Raw genomic sequence first — 24057 nt, 5'->3', positions numbered from 1 at the left:
GGTGTGGGGTGTGGGGTTTTACCAGTTTTGAGGTGGCCAATTACCTAATTTTCAGGGAAAAAGTGCCTAAATTTCCCCCCGATCACTCTCATATCCAGTACTTTTTAATTGACAAAAGATCTAAAAGTCTTACCCAACAAGGTTTTTAGCTTTATTCAGCCAACCCTAAGTAGTCGTGCAAAATTAATTTCTTGGCTAGGATAGGCAAAAGGCACTCATGCAAGGGGTAGTTAGATATGTGTAATTAATTTTGCTTAGGTAATTAAAAGAGCGCGATCAGTACCCAGAAAAAATCAACTGCTAGGGGCTTGCTACTGCAATTCCTCAAGTTTTTTCAAAACCGCTTCTGCATGGGCTTTTACCTTGACATTTGACCAAATATAGGCAATATTTCCCTGGGGGTCGATCAGGAAAGTGGATCGTTTAATCCCCATATATTCCTTGCCCATAAATTTTTTTAATCCCCAGACTTGATAAATTTCCGCCAGTTGATGTTCGGTATCGCTCAATAATTGAATAGTTAAATTGTGTTTTTCAATAAAACGACAGTGGGACTTCTCTGAATCGGGACTAACTCCTATAATTACCGCGTTTAATTGCTGAAATTGCGGCGACAAAGCGGTAAAATCGATCGCTTCTGTGCTGCAGCCCGGAGTGTTATCTTTGGGATAAAAATATAAGACCAACCATTGACCGGCAAAATCTGCTAATTTGCTAATTTCGCCCCTTTGGTTGGGGGTGGCAAATTCGGGGGCTTTTTGTCCAACTTCTAGGGTCATTTTTAGGAGTGTAAAGGCAAGAGTAAGAAAGGAGCGAGGGAGAGGGAAAGCAATAGCCAGACTTGATAGTTAAATCTGGGAAATTCGGGTTTTTCTGACTCGACTAAAGCATCGATTCTCTCTAATAAACGATTATTTAAGGAATGATCATTGAGAGCGACACAGCAACTATCAGAGAAATTTATTTCCGCTACTTGATTAACTTTTTCTGCCACTAAAAGCAGCGATTCAGCTAATAGTAAATAATCCACCTGTCCAGAAGCGTACTTATCGGCGCGTAATTCCCGCAAGAAGACCAATTCTGACCATAAATTCTCGCTATTGGGCAGCCAAGAAGACATCGATCGCAACCAACCTAACCAGAAAAACCAGAAGGTGTCATGATATTCTTGGTGAGCTTGTTCGTGGGCTAAAACTGCTTGTAAATGTTCTTGATCCAAGAGATTTAATAATCCTTGGGTTACAATTAATTCCGACTTCCAGAAGCCAACTCTGGCACTGTAGGGAAAATCCACCGCTAAAACTCTCGCCTTCTGAGTGGTGATTTTTTTGAGGGGATAACTACTAAAATCCCGATGGGTTTGCCAAGTTTGATAGGAAAGTTTTATCAGACAAAATAGAGCAAAAACTAGCCAAATTATGGCACTAAAGTAACTAATTAAACTAGAGTTATAGCCTAGCATTTGCCCGCGATAGCCCATACAAACCACCGATATAACTGTCATTAACAGCAGCAAAGGAGGAAAGAGGAAGAAAAATAGCGTTGTCTGCCAACGACGCTGATAGCTGGGCAGAAACCAACGTAAACCAATAGCGATAGTTAATGCTAGTAATAACATTGAACCGTGCATTAGCTTTCTCTCCGTTGTTGACGCAGGGTATCTAAACGAGATGCGATCGCTTTTAATTGTTCGACACTAGCAGTATCGAGACTATCGGCAAAAGAAGCCACCACATCCGCATTACCAATAGCCAAAAAACGATGTAATTGTTCGTAGGCTTTAATTGCCTGTGCTTGTTCCTTAGAAACCATCGGTTTCCAGTAGAAAATTCGACCCTGTTTATAACAACTTAACCAGCCTTTATTAGTTAAACGACGCAGTACCGTAGTCACAGAAGTATAGGCTAGATCTCGTTCTGGATCCGCTAAAATGCGATCGTGGACATCCTTAACGCTGACGGTTTCTAATTCCCAGACAATATTGAGAATTTCCGCTTCTAGGGGGCCTAGGGATAACTGTTTTGGTTGATAGGTCGGCAATTGAGCCATAGTTACACAGAAATAAAGATTACTTTCCTGATCATAGCGGCGGATATCGATCGCCTGATAAAATAGCAACGATCCTTTATATTGTCTTTATGTCCACCGAAACTAATTTAACCACAACTACGGGTGCTGATGCCATTGATCTGGCGATCGCTAATGGCATTGATTTTGATGGTTCCCCAATTCCCCCGGCAAAATTGGAACTTTATCACCGGGTAATGGGTTTGGAAGCAGGACGACAAAGAAGCGGGGTTTCTAACACGATGAGATCGCGAATTGTCCGCATCGGGGCCAAACATATCCCCCAAGAGGAATTAAATCAGCTGTTGTTAGCCGCCGATTTTGCTCCTCTCAAGGAGAAAGAAATCGCTTTCTATTATCTCAAGTAGTCAAATTTTTGCTCACCATTTGGCTCTCTTATTCTTTGTGTGATCTCGCGTAGCGAGCGCGTTGCGACCAGTTTAACTTATATAGGAGCGATCGATCTTTGTGTTCTCTGTGTCCCTGTGGTTCCTTCCACGCGGTCTCGCGTAGCGAGCGCGTTGCGACCGCCAGCAGGACTGTATCTTAGAATACATTTTGCCCACCAAACCTGAGAGAGCCGACTGTTGGAAAAATTAGGCAGGAAGTCTAGGTTGATCTAATGGTCACGAGGATATATAACTACTGATTCCGAGCCGATAATGGTACACTAGGCATGATTTAACTTCAGACCTCGATCGCAAAAGGAAATAAATATCGATGAAAGCCATGATTTTGGCGGCAGGCAAAGGAACTCGCGTGCGTCCGATTACCCATACGATTCCCAAACCCCTGATCCCGATTTTACAAAAGCCGGTGATGGAGTTTTTGTTGGAACTGTTGCGACAGCATGGCTTTGATCAAATCATGGTGAATGTCAGTCATTTAGCCGAAGAAATTGAGAGTTATTTCCGCGATGGTCAGCGTTTTGGGGTGCATATCGGCTATTCTTTTGAGGGTAGAATCGAAGAGGGCGAGTTAATCGGTGATGCCCTAGGGTCGGCGGGCGGTTTACGACGAATTCAAGATTTTAATCCCTTTTTTGACGATACTTTTGTGGTTCTCTGTGGTGATGCGCTGATTGATCTCGATCTAACCGCAGCCGTTAAATGGCATCGAGAAAAAGGAGCGATCGCCACTATCGTCACCAAAACCGTCCCCAAAGAGGAAGTATCCAGTTACGGGGTGGTAGTTAGCGACGAGGAGGGAAGGATTCTCAGTTTCCAAGAAAAACCCGCCATCGATGAAGCTTTGAGTACCTGCATTAACACGGGAATTTATATTTTTGAGCCAGAAATCATTGATTTTATTCCCCCTAATAGTAAATACGACATCGGTGGCGAGTTATTCCCCCAATTAGTCGCTAAAGGTGCGCCTTTCTACGCTTTAAACATGGATTTTGAATGGGTGGATATTGGTAAAGTCCCCGACTACTGGCAGGCAATTCGCGGGGTGTTATCCCGGAAAATTAAAAATGTTGCTATCCCCGGCATCGAAGTTAAACCGGGCATCTACACGGGCTTAAATGTGGGGGTAAACTGGAATCGAGTCGATATCACCGGACCTGTGTATATCGGGGCAATGACGCGCATTGAAGACGGGGCGAAAATTGTCGGTCCGAGTATGATTGGTCCCAATTGTTGGATTTGTGGCGGCGCAACGGTGGATAATAGCGTTATTTTTGAATATTCTCGCCTCGGTTCAGGGGCCCGTTTGGTGGATAAGTTGGTCTTTGGGCGCTATTGTGTTGATAAAACCGGCGCGGCGATCGATGTGGAAGCAGCAGCCCTGGATTGGTTGATTACCGATACCCGCAAGGTTCTCCCAGAGTTTGATCACCCTAAACATCAGGCGATTCGCTCTTTATTCAATAGCAAGTAGGCAACACCGCAACAGGGAAACCACTTCGCGCGCGTTGTGAGGGAGAAGGGAGAGGGGAAAACAAATAAAAATAGTCTCCTGAATACTGTCTCCTGACTCCTGAATACTGTCTCCCCAAAACGAAAACTTCCTACCTCACCACATATCATGTTTGATTCTCCTGTTGATCTTCTCATTCTCTCTAATGGCCCGGGAGAAATATCTACATGGGTGCGTCCAGTTGTCAAGAGATTGCGACAAAACTTAACAGAAGATCGATCGCGGTTGCGGATTTCGGTGATTCTTTCCCCTTGTACTCATTCTATGGGGGCGGAAACGGAAGTAGTTAGGAAATATCCGGAGGTCGATCGAGTCCAGTCGCCAGAAAACTTCTTTAATTTTCTTTTCTGGGGAAAAACCGCCGATAATTGGGATTGGCACCCCAAGGGCATCGTTTTATTTTTAGGGGGCGATCAATTTTTTGCCCTCACCATCGGTAAACGTTTGGGTTATCGCACGATTATCTATGCGGAATGGGAAGCGCGTTGGTATCGGGGGATCGATCGCTTTGCCGTGATGAATACAAGTGTATTAAATAATATTCCCCAACAATATCAGCATAAATTTACCGTTATCGGCGATTTAATGGTGGATTTGCCCAATGCTATCACCCCTGATGACGCTACCTTAATTGCACTTCTCCCTGGTTCCAAACCCTCGAAATTAGCCCAGGGTGTACCCCTAACCCTAGCCATTGCTGAAAAGATACACGCGCAGGATCCCCGGACTAAATTCTTAATTCCCGTCGCTCCTACCCTAAATTTAGCTTATTTGGCGAAATTTGCCGATCCTAGCTATAATCCTATGATCACTAAAACCGGTTGGAGTGCTGCCCAATTAAAAAACGGCGAAAAACCCTATCTAGAAACAGATAAGGGGGTAAAAGTTGACCTAATTACCGATTTTCCCGCCCATAACCAGCTTTCTCGCTGTCATTTAGCTTTAACGACGGTGGGTGCTAATACTGCTGAATTAGGGGCGCTGGCAATCCCGATGATTATTCTACTACCGACTCAGCAACTAGACGCGATGAGAACTTGGGACGGTTTACCCGGTTTATTAGCTCAACTGCCGGGGGTGGGTTCTTTATTTGCTAAGATAATTAATCTCTATATGTTGCGGAAAAAGCGTTTATATGCTTGGCCAAATATTTGGGCTGGTGCCGAAATTGTTCCGGAATTATTGGGGGAATTACAACCAGAAGAAGTGGCAAATATGGCTAGTTCTTGGTTAGAAAATCCCCAACAATTAGAGGCTATCCGGCAAAAATTGCGGGCAGTGCGCGGACAAGCAGGAGCAGTGGATAAGTTAGTATCTATTATTGCCGAACAATTGTCTAGTTTTTAAGCAATTAGATAATTAAGGTTTGCTGAATAAATCTAAAAACCTTGTTGGGTAAACCTTTTAGACTTTTTTTCCCTCAAAAAGTGCCAACCATTGGAGTGATCGGGGGTAAAATCCCTGAACTTTTTCCCTGAAAATTAGGTAATTGACCAGATGAAAATCGCTAAAACCCCACACCCTACACCCCACACCCTGCCCCCAGGAAAACCTTTTTCAGCAGACCCTAATTAAGCTTGTTGGTAGTGAGGATCAATTGCGATTAATTTATTAACAGTTTGATAGAATTCCTGCTGATAAAATTCCCGTTGATTGCCGTCGAGAGCATTAATTAATTGTTCTTGACAGTAGCGACGATATTCCATTAAACTAATTTTTTCCATAGCTATAATAGCATCTTTAATTTGTTCCTCTGGTTGCAAAATTTCCTGACTGGTATGTTCATTTAAGTGAAATAAAGAATTAAAATCACGATTTTTGTCTGTAGTTATCATCAATAAATGATTCTGTAAAGCTGACATCAAATCTCTTGGTTTAGTAATTTGGGTTTCTAACTCTAGAATTACTTGCCATAACCAACGATAATCAGGGACATTAAAAATTAAATCTTTTTCATCCAAAAGTTCACAAATGAGCCTCCGATGTTCGGGAGAATGGAGATAGATTAATAATAATAACCATTCGGCTTTTTCTGTGCCATTTTTTTCGGATTTATCTAAGATGTTTTTACTCTTAATTGCTGGGGATTTTCCTTGAGGTTTATTAACCTGTTTGGAGAGATTTTTTAAAATATATGGCAAACGAGTCGCATCTTTTTGAGCCAAAATTTCAGCACAATAATCGAGGTAAAAAGTGCGTTGATTGCTATCGATTAACTTTTGCAGTAAACTCACGATACTATTGGCTACTTGTTGAAAATGTAGTCCCTGTTTTAAATCTTTATTAACCAACATTTGCGAGATTTGCCAATCAATCCAAAAAGGAGATTTTTCGATTAGTTCTCGATAACTATTCACCCCGTCAGCACGAGATTTAAGAAATTCATCGGCATCTTTACCATCGGGAAGATTGAGGATTTTTAGGTTAACTTGTCCTGAATAAACTAGGGAGTTAATTTCCTCGATCGCCCTTTGTGTCGCTTTAATTCCCGCTTGATCGGCATCAAAATTAAAGATTATTTGTTTACTTTCACTGTAGCGCAAAAGTAGCTTAATTTGCTCTTGACTTAAAGCTGTTCCTAAACAGGCAACCACATTAGTGATACCCGCAGCATGGAGAGCGATTGCGTCAAAATAACCCTCCACAACTATCGCTAAATCTTGCTGAATAATTGCCTGTTTAGCTCGATCAAGAGCAAAGAGAGTTTTTCCCTTTTCAAATAGAGGAGTATCGGGAGAATTTAGATACTTTGGTTGTTCATTACCTAAACTACGACTACCAAAAGCGATCGCTCGTCCTTGACTATCAAAAATAGGAATCATTAAACGATCTCGAAATTGATCGTAATAACCGCTACCATTTTGACGCGCTTTAATTAATCCCACTTGTTCTACTAAAGCCACAGGATAGCGCTTTTGTTCCACTAAATAACGATAGAGCGTTTCCCAACCTTCCGGAGAATATCCCAGTTGAAAAGTTGTGATAGTTTCCGCAGTTAATTGTCGTTGTACCTTGAGATAATCTAACGCTTTTTCCCCTTGGGGTTGACTAAGGGCGTGTTGATAAAAACTCACCGCCACGGCCATTATCTCGTATAATTGTTCTTTGAGGGATAATTGCTGTTCTAATTCCTGACGCTGTTCTACTGCTAGAGTTTTAATCGGGATTTGATACCTTCTAGCAAGATCGAAAACCACTTCACTAAAAGATTGTTTCCCCACCTCCATAAAGAATTTAATCCCGTTTCCCCCCGCACCACAGCCAAAACAGTAATACATTTGTTTGGCAGGACTAACCGTAAAACTAGGGGATTTTTCCTCGTGAAAGGGACATAAACCAACGTATTCCCTTCCCCTTTTTTTGAGGACGACTCTCTCGGAAATTAAATCCACAATATCAATTCTTTGTTTAACTTCTTCGATCGTATCTGGATGTAGTCGCGGTGTATCCATAATCAGTTATCAGTTATCAGGTATCAGTTATCAGTCGTCAGTTATCAGTTATCAGGAGAGTTGCTTTTATTTATTCTCCCCGTCTCCCCAATTCATAATTTATAATTCATGATTCATAATTCATAATTCATAATTTATAATTTATAATTTATAATTTATAATTTATAATTCATGATTCCCACTCCTTCTCCCCCATCTCCCCACTGCGATGGCGGCATTTTGTCCTCCGAAACCGAAACTAAGACAGAGACAATTGTGCAGGGAAAAATTAACAGCCGATCTAATTAAATTTAATTGAAAAGGCGACTCGCGCACACCGACACAGGGGGGAATTAGCTGATTTTTTAGAGCCATTAAACAAAAAGCCACACCTAATGCCCCCGAAGCCCCTAAAGTGTGTCCTGTTGCGCCTTTTGTCGAGCTTACAGCCACTTGCGAGCCAAAAATGCTGGCGATCAGGTTTGCCTCCCGTTCATCGTTTAAACGCGTGCTAGTGCCGTGGGCGTGAATGTAATTAATTTCATCTTTTCTTAATTGACTTCTGTGCAAACATAGTTCTATGGCTTTGGTAGCGCTACGATTATCCACCGCCGGGGCGCTAACATGATCGGCATCGCAGGTAAAACCATAGCCCAAAATTTGCCCGTAGATGGCGGCATTTCTGCTTAAAGCCAGTTCTTCCGATTCAAGGACTAAAATCGCGCCCCCTTCCCCCAAAACTAAGCCTTCCCTAGCTCTATCAAAAGGATAACAGCCCGTTTTCGCCAAAGCTCCCATCTGTTCAAATCCCACCAGAGTTAAGGGAGTGATCGGAGTTTCGATCGCCCCGACTAAAACTCGATCGCATTCTCCCATTTTGATTAATTCTATACCCTGAGCGATCGACCAGATGCCCGTGGCACAGGCCGCCATGGGTGCTAACACTGGGGCGCCGGTTTCTATCAATCTAGCGGTCAATACCGAGGCGCGATCGGGTAAACTATCTAACCAGTTTTCTACTATTCCCGTCGCTGCCATCCGTTCCCATAAACCCTGACAACCGCGACTAGAACCGATAGTGACACCACAATCCTTTAAGGGAGGGGTTAACTTCGCGTCTTCGAGGGCAGCAATCAGGGCAATTTTGGTTAAATCCTCTAAAAATGCGGGTTTATGACCGATTAAACCCAAGGGTAAAGCGGGTAAATCAGAAAAGGGTTGTTGTCTAGTTATACCAGTTTTGCCCTCTAGTAATCTTTGCCAACTCTGACTTAAATTTCCCAGAGAACTGATCAACCCAATTCCCGTCACCACAACATTCATTGATCAGTTATCAGTTATCAGTTATCAGTTATCAGGTATCAGTTATCAGTTATCGGAATATTAAATGATTGGGTGGGTTAGGGGGAAAATTAAATTATCGTCCCGCGAACCCACCCTAACCGATCGCTATTTTTTCAGATTTTCTGCACCGGAAATAACTTTAGCCGAGTCAATTTTATCCCCTTGTTTAATCGTATCGATCACTTCCATTCCCTTAGTGACATAACCAAAAACGGCATAATCACCATCGAGGAAATTGATATCCGACAGAGCAAAATAAAACTGAGAAGAAGCGGAATTAGGCTGTTGAGAACGGGCCATCGCGATCGCACCGCGTTTATGGGGTAAAGCGACGATGGGAGTGCGCGACGTGGCCTGTTGACCGATTGATTTCCCATAAATCGGCTCTTTTTCGTCTTTAAGGAGAATTTCCAGGGGAACATAACGGGATTGCTTGGTTTCTGGATCGACAAAACCACCAGTTCCGCGACCTTGGGGATCACCACCTTGGGCGACAAAAGGCTGCGGTTCTGTAACCACGCGATGGAAAGTTAAACCATTATAAAAACCTCTCTCCACCAGATCCACAAAGTTACCGGCAGTAATTGGGGCCGCATTGCCATCAATTTCGATCGTTACCGGTTTACCTTTGATGATCATCTCGACGACAGCAGTTCCATCTAAGCGGGGTTTGTAATTATCCATGTTGACACTGCCCGAACTGGCAGGTTGAGAGGTTTGGGTGATACTAGAATTATCGGGGGTGGAGTTAGCTTCTGGGGAAGAACAGGCGAAAAGTGTGGTCGTTGTGATTAAAAAAACACAAACCACAGACAGCCAGCCAGATTTTCTTATCTTCATCATTTTATAGCCAAAAAGAGCGAAAAAAGGCTTACAATCCCTCTAGAGGAATTTCCAGAAAACGAGCGAGTTCCGCTCCTTGATTTTCCAATTCCGAGAGGGACATCGGATCACCGACGCGAGTTAAAGGAATATCGCGACGCTGTTTAATCCGCAGGAATAGTTCCCGTTTCGGGTTGAGTCCTTCTCGCACTTCGGCCCGCACAGCTTGCACATCTTCCAGGGGCCAATCGAGATCAACGCGACGATTTTTGCCGGGGTAGCCCCAACGAAAGATTTTAAGTTTGCCAGTTTCCTTATTAAACTCGTTGTAACCACCTCCGACATTCCAGAGGAGAGATAACCAGAGATAGATGGCTAAGAGGGTCCCCGCAGTGCCATAAAAGAGGAGAGCGACTCCTTGGGGAATAAATTGTAAGGCACTGGTATCGCTAACGAGAAGTAGATTGACCTTAAAATAACTGGAAAGACCGGCGAGGAGAAACCCTAGACCGCCAATAGAGACGATTACAGCCCAAAAATAGTTACTAGGGCGACGCGCTCCCACTACTTCTTGCCGTAGGATCAGGCTATCTTTACTTGTTGTTTGCGCTTTCATGAATTCTTTTTAAGGTTGCCTAGAGTTATTTTACCAGCTTTTTTCTCGCCACTTCCCCAACCCCGCCCCAGGGATACAGCCGTTGATTTTTCTAGGTGTACCCATGTTTATCACAATATTTACTTATAGGTGAGTGGGGGAAGTTTAGGGGAAAATTCCCTAATCGTAATTCTCCTCGGCAACAATCATGCGTTATATTTATTCGGGGTTTCCTTAATTTGTACCCAGTAACGGCACATTCAGATACAGCACGGGTTATGGTCTTTTGTCAAGGGGGGAAGTCCAGTAATTAAATCTCTACCTTTTAAAATACAAATGTACCATTAAAAGTAAATCCGTAGTCAATTACTCATAACTTCGGTGGCCGATTGTAACCTTTAAGGTGTTTGTCCAAAGACCATATATAGACGCGGCGGCTTGGATTTTGATCACAAATTTTCTGCCAATCATGAATGATAGAAAGGTCTCCCAGTCCCCTACCTTGCATCGCTTCATCAGGAAACTCTTTTAACCATCCTTGCAGGTCTTCTTTCTTTAGAAAATTAATGGGGGTGAAGGGAGATTTTCCTTCAAGAGCTTGTGTTACCTGCTTGACAAATTTTTCTGCACAAATACGTCGCTGATTACCATCTCCATTTTGGGCAATATGATTGCCAGTTTCCAGAATGGTCGCCATTGGCAAAAAAAGAGATTCCCCAGCTTTGATTTTCTCTTTTAACTCTTGAAATATTAACTCAGATTGACTCGCCTTTTGGGGGACATTAAGTATCTCTAAAAAGATCGAAGTATCGATCAGACAAATAGCTCCCATCAGGCTACTTCTCCCTGTTTTAATTGCTCTAACCAACTTAGCGCGTTTTGTTGACGTTGTTCTGCTGTGGACTTATCTTTTAAGAATTTATCTAATACTTGTTTAGTCATCAACTGACCAAGAGTTCCCTGCACAATTAATTCGGGGAAACGCTCTAAATCAGCTAATCGGACAATACGACTATCTCCTGCTTGCGGATCTCGATAACAACAAAGTACATTTCCAATATCACTATCGGGTACTGCATCTAGTAACGCCGGGTTATGGGAGGTGATCAGTACCCTCAGTTTTCTTTCTAAGGCAATCTCCCGAATTTGCTTAACTAAATTATCTGCACGACTGGGATGAACACCATTATCGATCTCTTCAATAATTACGAAAGTTCCAGGATTTACACTTAGTAGAGTTGCAGCAATCGCTAAAACTCTCAGAGTACCATCAGACAACAAAGGAGCATCTATCTGATGTTCTTTTTTCCCAAAAGACTCTATTAGTCTCACCATAACATCGTTGCGGTCTGTAATGCTAAAGCGAATATCGGTAATATCCTGTTCTGGTAATGAACGAATGAAGTCAAGCAACTTGTTTTTTTGAGTCTCTCCCTGCTGACAAACTGCATAAAGAACACTAGAAAGGTTAGAGCCATCTTCTTTAATATCATCATATTTAGCGTAAGCATAATCCCGCATTACTGCTGGACGAGGATCAAGAAAGACAATATTTCTCAAGGTTTCTCGAATTACTTTAGTAACTGCTGGAATAATTTTTTGTGATTGAGTATGATTTTGCTGGAACCGACTGGGAGTTTCCAATTGATAAAAAATGGCTTGTCGGTTAGAACAAGGTATATGGGGCTTATTTCCACCTTTTTTAAAATTGTTATACGTCACACTAATTTCATCGGTGTGTGGGTTAGGATCGCCATCAATTTTGTAAAGTGTTAATTTCTGATCTTTACTAGCTTTACTGACACTTTCTCCGATTATAATAAGTTGGTCTGATAATAGCCCAATTTCAATCTCGAAATCAGTCCAACCATCGGGAGCGTTATCAATGTGTGTTGCCAAGGTAAAATACTCTTTTTCTGCACCGAAAAGATCGATCGCTTGTCCACGGGCAATTGCATTACCGCTTTGAATGTTGCGTTCAATGTCATCTAACCTGCTGCCTTTCGCTAACCACGAAAGTAAGCGAATTGCTTCTAGTGCATTACTTTTACCTGACGCATTAGCACCGATTAAAAAGGTGATGGGTGCCAGAGATAAGGTTGCCTCCTGATAGCTTTTGAAATTCCGAAGAGTCAGCGATGTTAACATACTTTTCACCCATTAAATCTTGATTGGTGCAGTTTGAGCATTTGTACTAAAAGCTCCAATACGCAGTTTAAATTCAGCGCAGTTTATAGACTCTAACGAGTACCGAAAACTAGCACCCATAACCTTGAAAACTCAAACTGTAGGGCAGGGCATATCCGAACAGTATAATCTAAGCTTGGGGAAATAAGGTCGCTGTTTTATTGGCATTAGGGCGAAACCCTTACCCTTACTGCATGGGGCTTCTCAGAAAAAATTGAAAAGACGCTACTGGGTACATTTTTCCCTTGAAAATAGCTGTACTGTTGACTGTATCTAGAGTAGAGCGATTCTGTGGAGTTGGCTGTATAGTGATCGCTAACCTTATGATCACAGATGATGTCATTAATCTCTAGAGTAAGCGATTCCCTCTGTAGCCATGTTTTTGCTGGTTTTCAGCCCCGAAACAAGCTATAATGGTGGAAAGGTCAAATTGGAAAATTTTTGCCTCAAACCCTATCTGCGTAAAGACTTCAGGATTTTGTGTTCAGTAGCTCATTGGTATTATATGGCTTTAACTAAGGCTCTGTAAGACTTTTACTCATGGCTAGTATTTTTGCACTGGTAAAATCCAGAGCTAAATGGTTGCCTTTTTTAACTTTTTTATTGATCTCATTAAGCATTTCTACTTATTGCAAAGGTGAGATGCTCCCTTATGAAATATGAAACTAGAGGCAAAGTCAAAATTAATAATCGTCTTAATTCCAATGAAATTAAAAGATATTGTCAACAAAGTCAAAATAGATTCTAGAAAATTAACTCAATATGCTCTCAATTTAGACAATCCAAAAGGATTAAATAAAGCCATCATGTTTCAACGCCACTTAGGATATACTCAAGATAATTATGAGCCACTTCTACAACAAATCGCTAACAAAGCCCTTGAAGCAAAAGCTGTTTATCAAAGTACAGATCAACATGGCAAACGCTATCAAGTTGACCTAGAAATTACAGGAATTGAACCAGGGCAACAAGAAATAGTGAGGACTGGATGGATTGTTGAGCCTGATAGTGATACAGCTAAATTAGTAACTTTATATGTGAGAAAAAGACCATGATTAAACCAGAATTATTTGACCTCGTGGAATTATTAGTTGACTTGCCTGAACATAACTTAATGATGGGAGAACAAGGGACAATTGTTGAAGACTATAATGATGGTTGTTATGAAATTGAATTTAGTAATGATCTAGGGGAAACTATCGCCCTTTGTTCTCTCCCAATGCAGCAATTTATTGTCATCTGGAAAGCTCAGAACAAAACTTGGTTATCTTTAACAGAAAAGCTAACAGCTTTAATCGATAAGTTACCCAAAGAAAAGCAACAAAAAGTTTTAGATTTCACCCGCTCTTTGTATCAATAAAATCGGAAAAAATAGGCTATTCCAGAATTGCTATGCAAATAATTAACTTAAAATAAAAGCTAAAATTCATAGAGGGAGAGACTTACGGCACAAACAGGTTAAGGCCACAAAGATAGACAATAGAGTTAAGATTTGATATAATCGCCAAAAACGAGAGTATTTTACCTATGATAGTTGATAAATTTTTGAACCTAAAAGGAACCTCTATTCAAGGCTATCGACACCTAGAAAATATCGGTATATTTTGACGAATTGAATCAAAAAATAAAAAAGCAACGGCTCGAAGGCGTTAGATTTATTTGGGGTTTCCTTGGGTTGAATCGGCAGCAGTATCGACTAATTCAAAGGATTAGACAAGAATTTACCAAGGTCAAGGTCGATGATCGCACTAAAATAAGCTCTCTCAGTGTTAGTTATTATTACCCGTTCGGATCAGCTTAGGAAAAAACTTGACAAAAGTTTCATATTAGATTATAATTTTCGTTTGAGACTGTTATATGAGATTAAAGGTATGTCTCGATTTATTAAGCGTTTAGAAGCGATTGGAATACATGGAAGATTTGATATTAATCTTGATTTTCAAGATGGAGTTAATATTATTCATGGAAGTAATGGCACAGGCAAAACCACTGTATTGCATATTCTTGCTAATGCCGTCAACGAAGATTTTAGACGTTTTGGCTATTTAAAATTTCAAAAATTAACCATTACATTAGATGATGATACGAAAATATTGATAGAACAGCATAATTCTCCTCAAGAAGATATAAAAGAAACAGTAACAACAGTCTTTGTTAATCATGAAAAAGTCGATTCTTACCCTTTTACAAAATTATTAGAAGAAGAAAAGCAAAAAGAAAATAGCGAAATTTTCTTATCTGCACTTTATTATCGATCATCTTCTAGGAAAAAGCAAGATATTGACTTAAAAGCAACTTATTTCCCTGCTTTTAGAACAATGATTGAGGCATGGGCTACCTTAGATGAAAATGAAATTAGACATTTTGCCCGAAGATCACCTAATTTTAGCAAAGTTCTCAGAAGTTCCGCCAGATCAACCGAATTAGCTCGGATTCTATTTGGGAAATTTGTCCCTAGACTTGAGTATCCTTCACCGATAGAAATAGAAGAACATATTAATTCAGAATTAACAGAAGCTCAATTAAAAATTGCTAGTCTTGATAGAAATTTGCTTTCACAAGCTTTTATTCAATTTTCTCAAGCTATTTCTCAATCATCTGAGACAGACGATAATACAAAAGAGCCGGAAGAAGTTATTACAGAAATAATAGAACTTTCGGAAAAATTGCAAAATTCATCTTTTCAAGTTAATCGTAATCAATCAGATGATGTCTATAAACAATTAATAGAACAGTTGAAATCGTTTGAATCAGATCCAAAATACAAAACTATTGCTAGTAGAGTTTTATCCGTGTATAAAAGTTCTCTTCAACAAAGACTAGATGAACAAATAACAGCTTATTCTAGTATTGAAAGATATCTTGAATCAGTCAATGGATTTTTAGAGAGAAAGCAATTAAAAATAGGTTCTACAAGCTTACCTCAAGGCAGAGGGAAATTAGGTGTTAAAATTGGTGATGAAGAAGCTATTCATAGTCTGCAAATTTTGTCTTCTGGAGAAAGACAAGTCGTAGGTTTAATTTATGCCGCCAGTCACATGACAGGTGGTAGGGTTGTCTTAATTGATGAACCTGAAATTTCACTTCACATTGATTGGCAACGTAAATTATTACCAGAAATGGTTAAACAACTTGATGAGAAACAACTCATTATTTGTACTCATTCTGCTGTAATTGCATCCAAATATCGAGAGAGAATGATAAAACTTGAACTACAACCAACGGCAAACGCTAATATAAATACCGATACTCTTGGAAGTGAAGATCAAATCTATATACTAGATGATGATTTGGAAAACATTAACATTCCTTTTTAAAAATTTAGATAATTATCGACTTTATGAACGGATTAAAGTTAACTCCTGAAGAATACGTTACTGAAATAATTATGTCACAGGATCGGTTTTTATTGCTAGAAGGAGCCGATGATGAGGCTTTTTTTACTATTATTTGTAATCTTTTAAAAAAAAATGAAGCTCAGATTTCAGCGGAAAAATTATATTTACTAAAAAATATTATTATTGATACTGCGGAGCGAATACAAGGAAAATTAGGAAATAGAGCTAAGATAGAAAAAATCTGTGATTTAGTTGCCCAAGAGCCGCCAGATGTTAACAATAGAGTTTTGGGCTTTGTTGATCGAGAATTTAGAGAATTTGAATGTAGCAATGATTTAAAAGATCATATTAAAACTCATAAAATTAACAAGAGATTAATTTGGAGTAAAGGTCATTCAATTGAAAACTATTTTTTTGAAATATCAACGTTGGAAAAGGCATTCAACGATTATTTAGTCAGTAGTTTTTATCAAGAAGCATTTAAAATTTTTGAATCTAAATTTGAGCATACTCTCAGAATAGCTTGTGCTTTGAGTTTAGCAGGTTTATCAGAAGATTTACTTAAGCCTATTGCTAACTCAGTAAATTGGCAGTGTATAGATATCACCTCCACATCTCTGAAAATTGATTTAGAAGAATGGCGTAAGATACTGAATAAAGAAAAAAAACTAGATCAATTTCGGATTCAAAAGCTATTTAATAAATTTGAAGTCTATTTGAATATGACCAATCAATGTGACATTGAAACCTCAAGATGGTTATCTCATGGACATATAGGATTTAATTTTATGTTTGTTGTTTATAGTAAATGTCTTTATATAACAGCCTCAGACTTATCGGATACTCGGAAAAATCCTAGTCAAGAAGCCGAGAAAGTTAATCAATATAAAGACACACGCTTCCGCACAGTAGCAAATGCTTGGGTTAGAAATCAATCTGTAGAATTTCAAGGTAATAACCTTAATGATTTTCCAATCAAGTGTTTTTGGATGTTAATCAACGATTTTCAATAACAAATGATAGAAAAAAAGGGAGGTCTAAGAACCCCCCTCAATAGTTAATAATTAGATGACAGCCAAATTAGTAGCGGCCAGCATTGGGTTTATGAACAATAAAGCTCATGGTTTGACATTGTTTGATGTTGTCAAAAGCGATAACGCGGATGTAGCAATCAGAATATTCAGTGCGGCACTCGCGAACTTCATTAAGAACTTCTTGGGGACCAGAAACAGAGAATAAAGGCAGTTTCCACATCGTCCAATGATAATCTGCGGGTTTGGGATCTTTTTCAAATTCCACAGCAGGAATATAACCCTGATCGATCATGTATTGAATTTGTTTAGCAATTTGTTGATCGGTGAGGGGGGGCAAGTAGGAGAGAGTTTCGTAACGCTTCTCTTTAGGTAAAGTTTTCATGGGTTTCTTGATTCCTTATGGGTTGGGTAGATCATCAACATCGAGATTTAATTCCGATGTCTCTGGTTGACTTATAGCAGTACGGGTGAGACGTTCCAAAAGTTGCCGACGATGTTCGGTATTGTCATTAATAATTCCCGTTTTTACCATCTCTGGCAAGAACTCTAAAACCTGTTCGGCTAAATGTTCTCTTACCGTCATGATCCGCAAAACTAACTCTTTATTCTCAGTCATTAACCCCGCAATATAGGCCTCGCCATCCTGAATGGAATGGCTAGAAGTATAGTGACTCAGCCAAATAGCTAAAGTCGGATTAGTTTCTGACAATTGATCGATAATCGTGCGAACCGCTTGGTAAGTTAGGTAACTTTGTAAGACTTTCGCGGTATCTTGAACAACTTTTTTCGGATACATTTTATACAGTTTTCAGTTATTGGCTAGACAGTTATCAGTGTTGAAATTCTAGCGACTGCTTGCCGATTTTGGGCAAGTCCCCGGCATTATTTTGCACCGATAACTGCTAACAACCTTCTGAAGGGCTGTATTAGAGGGTATCCATAGCCTCGAACTCGAATTTAATTTCTTTCCAGAGTTCGCAAGCGGCAGCCAGTTCAGGACTCCAACGGCAAGCTTCCCGGATAACGTCGTTACCTTCGCGGGCCAAGGAGCGACCTTCGTTACGAGCTTGGATACAAGCTTCCAGAGCCACACGGTTAGCGGTGGCACCCGGTGCGTTACCCCAGGGGTGGCCGAGGGTTCCACCACCGAACTGTAAGCAGGAATCGTCGCCGAAGATTTCCACCAGCGCCGGCATATGCCAAACGTGGATACCACCGGAAGCAACCGGCATTACCCCGGGTAAGGAAGCGTAGTCTTGGGTGAAGAAAATACCACGAGCGCGATCTTCTTCTACATAGTCTTCACGCATCAGGTCAACAAAACCCATCGTGATTCCGCGTTCACCTTCGAGTTTACCGACAACGGTTCCCGAGTGCAGGTGATCACCACCAGAGAGACGTAAGCACTTAGCTAAAACGCGGAAGTGGATACCATGATTTTTCTGACGGTCGATAACCGCGTGCATTGCCCGGTGAATGTGGAGCAGTAACCCTTTGTCGCGGCAGAATTTCGCCAGGGTGGTGTTAGCGGTGAAACCACCGGTGAGGTAGTCGTGCATGATGATGGGGGTTTTGATTTCGGCGGCGAATTCAGCCCGTTGCATCATCTGCTCGCAGGTAGGAGCGGTTACGTTTAAGTAATGTCCTTTAACTTCGTTGGTTTCTGCTTGGGATTTAACGATCGCCTCTTGGACAAAGAGGAAACGATCGCGCCAACGCATGAAGGGTTGAGAGTTAATATTTTCGTCGTCTTTGGTGAAGTCTAAACCACCGCGGAGACATTCATAAACGGCACGACCGTAGTTTTTAGCGGAAAGGCCGAGTTTGGGTTTGATGGTGCAACCGAGTAAGGGGCGACCGTATTTGTTTAATTTGTCCCGTTCAACGGTGATACCGTGGGGAGGACCTTGGAAGGTTTTGATTAAAGCGACGGGGAAACGGATATCTTCTAAACGGAGACCGCGCAGAGCTTTGAAACCGAAAACGTTACCAACGATCGAGGTGAGGATGTTGGTGACGGAACCTTCTTCAAATAGATCTAAAGGATAGGCAACGAAACAGAAGAACTGGTTATCTTCGTTGGGTACGGGTTCGATATCATAACAACGACCTTTATAGCGATCGAGGTCGGTTAAGTTATCGGTCCAAACGGTGGTCCAGGTACCTGTGGAAGATTCCGCCGCTACCGCCGCACCTGCTTCTTCAGGAGGAACTCCGGGTTGGGGTGTTACCCGGAAGCAAGCTAGTAGATCGGTATCTTTGGGGGTGTAGTCGGGGGTGTAGTAGGTCAGGCGGTAGTCTTTTACGCCGGCCTGGAAACCTTTGGATTTGGCTTGCACCATTGGGATTATTCCTCCATAAACTGCATGATTAGTCGCACCTGTAAAATCTCGCCGTCAACCGACATAGATTTTTCTTAAGCTCCTTTCCCCTGCTGCTAGGAGCGAAGTTAGGGAGCAATTTTCACTAATGTTTTTTTCAACTGATCATCTTAACACGAACTTTACCCTATTCTGATCATTTTTTTCTCTATCCCTAAAATTTTAATTGTTTTTTTTTCTTGGGGCGATTAGTTTCTTTAATCTCTCATCATCTAACTTTGACAATCTCTACAAAAACACAAAAAAATCAACAAAAATTTACCTGATTGACACACAGAAACTTCTGCTCATCAGGCTTTGAGCGATTAAAGCTAATCCTTAATTGAGGAAGATTATCAATAATTACAACCTCAAAAAATTGTCGGCAATCGCTAAATATTACTGGAATTTCTAAGCAATTATACTCAGTACCTGGAGGACAGTTAGACAGCCGTGAACTCTAGATAAATTAGGTCTAATTACTCAGTAATTATTGTTGAGATTTTTGGCTTGTGAACGATTATTTTCCCCTTCAAGAATTATGGTTATTGTTGCCATTAAAACGATGACGTTCTGGAAATAGCGTGACCAATAACTGATTGATATAGACCTTTCCGACCACCGATGCTTGATTCGGTCGGTTAGTAGTAGATGCTTGTTCTCTGGTTTCCGCAGGACTGGCCTCGGCGACCATTTCCTCGCTATCCCAAGGACTGGCCACGGTTTCGGCGACCACTTCCTGCACAGACGGGACTGGGGAGACTTGACTGACTACGGGTTCCGGTTGTGGTAGAGGAGGCCTTTCCGGTTCCGATGGGGTTGCTGACACCTCGATGGTAATTTGACGGGAAGTATCTCCGATCAGGGAACCGGACGGCACGAGCGACATCGCTGCCACAGAAGCATTAAAAATCGTTGTGGTTGAGCCAATACAGGCATTCTCACCGATTTCACCCTGGCCGACTATTAGAACTCCTGTACCTAAAATTGCCCCTGCACCGATAGCAATAACACCCTGATAGGCGGTTAAAATCGTTCCCATACCCAGGCAAGCACCCGCACCGATAATTATTTGGCTATTGGGGGCTGCTCGGAGAATCACCCCCGGAGCCACGATCGCACTCTCATCAATGGTTACATCACCATTGACATAGAATTCCGAGCGGCTAATAGGTTGAACGGGGGGTAAGGACATAATTGACAGTTACTCAGTGATCAGTGATCAGTGATCGGGGGTTAGGGGGTAGGGGTTAGAGTTTCCGGTATTTTTCCCGGTCTGCCAACACCTAACACCTATCTCCCTTCACCGATCGCCGAGTCCTGAAATTAAGGGCGTTGAATAATCGATTCGAGAACACGACGTTTCGCTTGGGAGTCAATCCCGATTAGACGAACGTATTCCCCTTGATGGTCGCGCAGACAGGTTTCTAAAGCGGCCACCACATCGGATTCGCGACTGCTCTCGATCGGGGTGCAGCTTTGCCAAGAACTGGTTTTAAAACGACGCTTATCCGCGTGTTCGGCCCCGATTTTGTGACCTTGGTTCAATAAAGAGCGAATTTGAGTGATCGTTTCTGCGGTTAAGGTACTGGTTAAAGTGGCAGTACCGCCGCCAGAAGAACCAGAAGCATAGCTTTTGAAACTCGGTTCAGCAACGGTGGCGGTTTTACCGTTGCCATTGCTAGCCACCGAACCATCGGGACGCTGGATCACCGTTTCTAAAACCCGTTTTTTGGCTTTAGCATCGATACCGAGTAAGCGGACGTATTCGCCGCTATGTTCGCGTAAACAATCTTCCAAAGCAGTAATTACATCGGATTCGCGATTGCTTTCGATCGGGGCGCAACTCTGCCAAGAACTGGTTTTAAACCGGCGTTTATCCGCGTGTTCGGTGCCGATTTTGTAGCCTTGGGCGAGCAGGGAACGAATTTGAGCGATCGTTTCCCCACTTAAGCTACCACTGCTGCTATAACTGGCTCCGTTACTAGCGGGGGTGCTGTAGCTGCTGGCTTTGCCGCTGCCGTTACTAGCGGGGGTGCTGCTTCCCCCAGGGCGGTGAATAATCATTTCGACGACGCGTTTTTTCGCCTGCGGGTCGATCCCGATCAGGCGGACGTACTCATCGCTATTTTCAGTCACGATCGCTTCAATATCGCGAATGATGCCCGCTTCGCTCTTGGTTTCGATCGCAGGTCCAGTTAACCAAGAACTGGTTTTAAACCGGCGTTTATCCGCGTGTTCGGTGGCAATTTTCAGTCCTTGGGCCAGTAGGGAACGCACTTGTACCGACAGGTCAGAATTGCCGTTACCGTTGCTATGACCGGCGTGGACGGCGGTGGTGGTGCGGACCGGTTCTCCCGGTGTGTCTTCGGGGCGTTGGATAATCATTTCCAGTACGCGCCGTTTAGCGGCGGGATCGACTCCGATCAGGCGGACGTATTCGCCCTGTAGGTTTCTCAGGGAGGCTTCTAGGGATTGGGATACCTGTTCTTCGCGGCTGCCGTCGATAAAGCCGGCACTTAACCAAGAACTGGTTTTAAAGCGGCGTTTGTCGGCGTATTCCAGCCCGATTTTGTAGCCTTGGGAGAGGAGGGAGCGAACCTGCGCTCGAATGTTTGTATTTAAACTCATAGGTGTCACCGAATTTCTATATAGCGTCTCATTAGCGATGTTTATAGCGGCTGCTGGTGCAGGAGTCGCTGGGCTGTGGGCTTTGACCGGGACGCTGGGGGCGAGGTCGATATCGACAATGTGACGAGTGAAGGCTCGATCGATTTCTGTGACATCGGGTAAGCGATCGGCCTGTTGTTGGCTGGTGATCACGGAACCGGATGGCACGAATTTACCGGCGGGGATTTCCACGTCTTGAACGAGGGCGTGCATCATGACGATGCAATCGGCCCCGATGCGAGCATTAAAGACGGTGGAGCGAAAACCGATAAAACAGCGATCGCCCACATAGGCCGGCCCGTGAATGAGTGCCATGTGGGTGATGCAGCTGCCCCGGCCGATCCACACTGAATATTCTCGGCCGTCATCTCCCACCACACGGCTTTTTTCTAAACCGTGGATGATTGCCCCGTCCTGAATTTTGCTGTCGTCGCCAATGTGAAAGGGGGTTCCTTCATCGGCGCGGATGGAAGTCCCCGGAGCGATCACCACTCGCGCCCCGATCTCGATAGCGCCACTGAGGTTAGAGAAGGTGTGGACTTTGGCACTCTCGTCTATGCGCGTTTCCTCTGGGGATTTGGTCCGCTTTTTCGGACTAGTCGCCGTTGTGCGGACGACCATAGTTAGTCTTCCTCCATACTGAATTTGGCTGGCTGGTTGTTAATTAACTGTTTTTGGGTTTTATCGATGTTTAACCGGATTGACGAAATTCGTCCCTCTTACTGTAGAGGGTGCGATTTTCTACGGTTATAGTGTCAATAATCCCCACCACCATCGCGTCAAGGGGGCGATTGTTCTGCCCGTCTTCGATCCGGGCTGCTCCTCCCCGGGACACTAGCACCCATTCATTAATTCCCGCTCCGACAATATCACCCGCTACTTCGTATTTAGGCAAAAGTTGCCCTTGAGCGTCGATGAATTGCAAGAGCAGAAGTTTCACTCCCGTCATACTGCGCGGTTTCAGGGTGCTAACGACGGTTCCGCAAACTTTGGCAATTTGCATGGAATTTGTTTACACTAAAAGTTAGTTGCGCTCTAGATTCGTCTTAAAGGTTGCGGGTTAACACTTTCACGAAACTGTTCCACGGCGTCTGTATAACGAATGGGAAGAACGAATTCGAGGTTTTCGTGGGGACGGGCGATGATGTGGGTCGAGAGAACTTGACCACCTTTAACACGATTAGATGCCGCTTCTGTCCCCGCCGATACGGAGGCCTGTACTTCCGAAACGTCCCCCCGGACGATGACGGTGACGCGACCACTACCAATTTTTTCGTAACCTACTAGGGTTACCCGGGCGGCTTTTACCATGGCATCAGCCGCCTCGACGACGGCTGGGAAACCCAGGGTTTCCACCATGCCCACTGCAATTGACATAATATTTTTGTCTCCTAATGGTTGGCTTTCTTCGACTCTATAGATGCTGACCCCGATTAACGGTGTTTAATAGCTGCGGAATTGCTCTACTTCTTCGGTGTAGCGAATGGGCAGCACGTATTCGAGGTTTTCGTGGGGACGAGCGATGATATGGGTAGATAGCACTTGTCCTCCGTTAACCCGGTTGGCGTTTTCCACTCCGGCAGCCACAGAAGCTTGCACTTCTGAAACGTCTCCCCGGACAATGACAGTGACGCGACCACTACCGATCTTTTCGTAACCCACTAGAGTCACCCTGGCGGCCTTGACCATGGCATCGGCCGCTTCCACAACGGCGGGAAATCCTAGGGTTTCAATCATTCCTACTGCAATTGGCATTTTTTTGTTCCTCGCTTGTCAAGCCAAACTAAACTATTAATCTCGTTAGCGTTATCAACTTTGTTTCAGTCAAATTCTTTCCTTGTTACTTTTCCTGCTCTAGCTTTGGTGGCAGTCGGGATCGTGGCAAGGTGGGGGTAAGACCATCCTAAATTTTATCTCGATCGTGACCGTTTTCATCCACTAATTTTATTTTCTAGGGCTGGTTGGTAAAAATTTGACGAGTCAGGCAAAATTATCAACCTAAAAAAAGCATAGGAAACTATGACACCTTTGACAATATAAAACATTATGATTATTTCTCATCTTCAGGTTAACGAAAGTTAATCATTCCTTCCCTTCGTCCATCAGCCTCAGCAATTCTTCGGGCATTTACGGCCAAAACCTTTGCTATGACTGCATTTGCCCTTTAACTTTTCTCTTGGCAGCTCGATTTTATCTGCCAGATTTACTGGCAGATAAAAGCCTATTTTTCCCTGATTTCGGCTTTTTTATAATTTTTTTATACTATATACGGCTGGGGTTGGGGAGTGG

General features: G+C 42.7%; 24 protein-coding genes. 7 read left to right on the top strand and 17 right to left on the bottom strand.

Going from position 1 to position 24057, the window contains the following annotated elements; genetic code table 11:
* Nucleotides 1-311 precede the first annotated feature (311 nt).
* Genes bcp through IQ224_RS10235 form a run of 3 tightly spaced genes read right to left on the bottom strand, consistent with a single transcriptional unit; the run spans nt 312 to nt 2118 of the window.
* Nucleotides 312-779, bottom strand: a complete 468-nt coding sequence (gene bcp, locus IQ224_RS10245; protein ID WP_002741647.1) for a thioredoxin-dependent thiol peroxidase — start codon at nt 777-779, stop codon at nt 312-314.
* Nucleotides 780-781: 2 nt separating this feature from the next.
* Nucleotides 782-1630, bottom strand: coding sequence for a M56 family metallopeptidase (locus IQ224_RS10240; RefSeq protein ID WP_036399780.1), 849 nt, complete (start codon nt 1628-1630; stop codon nt 782-784).
* Nucleotides 1630-2118, bottom strand: coding sequence for a BlaI/MecI/CopY family transcriptional regulator (locus tag IQ224_RS10235; RefSeq protein ID WP_036399784.1), 489 nt, complete (start codon nt 2116-2118; stop codon nt 1630-1632). Before IQ224_RS10235 ends, IQ224_RS10240 begins: the two co-directional genes overlap by 1 nt.
* Nucleotides 2119-2138: 20 nt before the next feature.
* Here IQ224_RS10235 and IQ224_RS10230 point away from each other — a divergent pair, with 20 nt between their 5' ends.
* The 3 genes from IQ224_RS10230 to IQ224_RS10220 all read left to right on the top strand — a co-directional run bounded on the left by IQ224_RS10230 (nt 2139) and on the right by IQ224_RS10220 (nt 5334).
* The gene (locus IQ224_RS10230) at nt 2139-2435 is read left to right on the top strand and encodes a DUF4090 family protein (protein WP_002741653.1); all 297 of its coding nucleotides are present in this window, start codon (nt 2139-2141) and stop codon (nt 2433-2435) included.
* A 352-nt stretch (nt 2436-2787) separates the two neighbouring features.
* Nucleotides 2788-3948 (top strand): sugar phosphate nucleotidyltransferase, encoded by a 1161-nt coding sequence (locus IQ224_RS10225; protein WP_002741656.1) that lies wholly within the window; start codon nt 2788-2790, stop codon nt 3946-3948.
* Between the two features lie 147 nt (nt 3949-4095).
* Complete coding sequence (locus IQ224_RS10220; RefSeq protein ID WP_002741658.1) at nt 4096-5334, top strand: hypothetical protein; 1239 nt, start codon at nt 4096-4098, stop codon at nt 5332-5334.
* A 224-nt stretch (nt 5335-5558) separates the two neighbouring features.
* On the opposite strand, the gene dnaG is transcribed toward IQ224_RS10220, so the two are convergent.
* From dnaG to IQ224_RS10190, 6 genes are all read right to left on the bottom strand, one after another.
* Nucleotides 5559-7439, bottom strand: coding sequence for a DNA primase (gene dnaG / locus IQ224_RS10215; protein WP_002741659.1), 1881 nt, complete (start codon nt 7437-7439; stop codon nt 5559-5561).
* A gap of 162 nt (nt 7440-7601) precedes the next feature.
* Nucleotides 7602-8741, bottom strand: a complete 1140-nt coding sequence (locus IQ224_RS10210; RefSeq protein ID WP_002741661.1) for a beta-ketoacyl-ACP synthase — start codon at nt 8739-8741, stop codon at nt 7602-7604.
* 126 nt (nt 8742-8867) lie between these two features.
* Nucleotides 8868-9605 (bottom strand): peptidylprolyl isomerase, encoded by a 738-nt coding sequence (locus tag IQ224_RS10205; RefSeq protein ID WP_036399787.1) that lies wholly within the window; start codon nt 9603-9605, stop codon nt 8868-8870.
* A gap of 28 nt (nt 9606-9633) precedes the next feature.
* Nucleotides 9634-10200 carry a photosystem I assembly protein Ycf4 gene (locus IQ224_RS10200; protein ID WP_002741666.1) on the bottom strand — a complete coding sequence of 189 codons (567 nt, stop codon included), beginning with the start codon at nt 10198-10200 and terminating at the stop codon, nt 9634-9636.
* Nucleotides 10201-10549: 349 nt separating this feature from the next.
* Nucleotides 10550-11011 (bottom strand): hypothetical protein, encoded by a 462-nt coding sequence (locus IQ224_RS10195; protein ID WP_002741668.1) that lies wholly within the window; start codon nt 11009-11011, stop codon nt 10550-10552.
* On the bottom strand, nt 11011-12327 hold the full coding sequence (locus IQ224_RS10190; protein ID WP_002741669.1) for an AAA family ATPase: 1317 nt from the start codon (nt 12325-12327) through the stop codon (nt 11011-11013). The genes IQ224_RS10195 and IQ224_RS10190 overlap by 1 nt, the downstream gene beginning before the upstream one ends.
* A 743-nt stretch (nt 12328-13070) precedes the next feature.
* Between IQ224_RS10190 and IQ224_RS10185 the strand changes: the two genes are divergently transcribed.
* From IQ224_RS10185 to IQ224_RS10170, 4 genes are all read left to right on the top strand, one after another.
* Nucleotides 13071-13421, top strand: coding sequence for a DUF6883 domain-containing protein (locus IQ224_RS10185; RefSeq protein ID WP_036399790.1), 351 nt, complete (start codon nt 13071-13073; stop codon nt 13419-13421).
* On the top strand, nt 13418-13726 hold the full coding sequence (locus tag IQ224_RS10180) for a DUF4926 domain-containing protein (RefSeq protein WP_002741677.1): 309 nt from the start codon (nt 13418-13420) through the stop codon (nt 13724-13726). The genes IQ224_RS10185 and IQ224_RS10180 overlap by 4 nt, the downstream gene beginning before the upstream one ends.
* A 406-nt stretch (nt 13727-14132) precedes the next feature.
* Nucleotides 14133-15683: an AAA family ATPase gene (locus IQ224_RS10175; RefSeq protein WP_002741679.1), complete on the top strand. Its 1551-nt coding sequence runs from the start codon at nt 14133-14135 to the stop codon at nt 15681-15683.
* A 23-nt stretch (nt 15684-15706) separates the two neighbouring features.
* Entirely contained in the window at nt 15707-16717 is a 1011-nt protein-coding gene (locus IQ224_RS10170) for a DUF4435 domain-containing protein (RefSeq protein ID WP_002741680.1), read from the top strand.
* Between the two features lie 67 nt (nt 16718-16784).
* Here IQ224_RS10170 and IQ224_RS10165 read toward each other — a convergent pair whose 3' ends face one another.
* The 8 genes from IQ224_RS10165 to IQ224_RS10130 all read right to left on the bottom strand — a co-directional run bounded on the left by IQ224_RS10165 (nt 16785) and on the right by IQ224_RS10130 (nt 23523).
* Complete coding sequence (locus tag IQ224_RS10165; protein WP_002741682.1) at nt 16785-17120, bottom strand: ribulose bisphosphate carboxylase small subunit; 336 nt, start codon at nt 17118-17120, stop codon at nt 16785-16787.
* Between the two features lie 15 nt (nt 17121-17135).
* Nucleotides 17136-17534: a chaperonin family protein RbcX gene (locus IQ224_RS10160; protein ID WP_002732424.1), complete on the bottom strand. Its 399-nt coding sequence runs from the start codon at nt 17532-17534 to the stop codon at nt 17136-17138.
* A gap of 130 nt (nt 17535-17664) precedes the next feature.
* Nucleotides 17665-19080: a form I ribulose bisphosphate carboxylase large subunit gene (locus tag IQ224_RS10155; protein ID WP_002753365.1), complete on the bottom strand. Its 1416-nt coding sequence runs from the start codon at nt 19078-19080 to the stop codon at nt 17665-17667.
* Between the two features lie 550 nt (nt 19081-19630).
* Nucleotides 19631-20293, bottom strand: a complete 663-nt coding sequence (locus IQ224_RS10150; RefSeq protein ID WP_002741685.1) for a hypothetical protein — start codon at nt 20291-20293, stop codon at nt 19631-19633.
* A gap of 131 nt (nt 20294-20424) precedes the next feature.
* Nucleotides 20425-22389 carry a ribulose bisphosphate carboxylase small subunit gene (locus IQ224_RS10145; protein ID WP_002741686.1) on the bottom strand — a complete coding sequence of 655 codons (1965 nt, stop codon included), beginning with the start codon at nt 22387-22389 and terminating at the stop codon, nt 20425-20427.
* 70 nt (nt 22390-22459) lie between these two features.
* The gene (locus tag IQ224_RS10140) at nt 22460-22771 is read right to left on the bottom strand and encodes a EutN/CcmL family microcompartment protein (protein ID WP_002741688.1); all 312 of its coding nucleotides are present in this window, start codon (nt 22769-22771) and stop codon (nt 22460-22462) included.
* Between the two features lie 32 nt (nt 22772-22803).
* A complete protein-coding gene (locus tag IQ224_RS10135) occupies nt 22804-23145 on the bottom strand; it encodes a carbon dioxide-concentrating mechanism protein CcmK (protein WP_002741689.1) in 342 nt (113 codons plus the stop codon).
* A 66-nt stretch (nt 23146-23211) separates the two neighbouring features.
* Nucleotides 23212-23523, bottom strand: coding sequence for a carbon dioxide-concentrating mechanism protein CcmK (locus tag IQ224_RS10130; RefSeq protein ID WP_002734613.1), 312 nt, complete (start codon nt 23521-23523; stop codon nt 23212-23214).
* Nucleotides 23524-24057: the final 534 nt, after the last annotated feature.

Source organism: Microcystis sp. LEGE 00066, from assembly GCF_015207925.1.
In the GTDB taxonomy this organism is placed as follows: Bacteria; Cyanobacteriota; Cyanobacteriia; order Cyanobacteriales; family Microcystaceae; genus Microcystis; species Microcystis ichthyoblabe_A.
The sequence above is the reverse complement of the archived record's forward strand: the minus strand, read 5'-3'. Positions and strand labels throughout refer to the sequence as shown.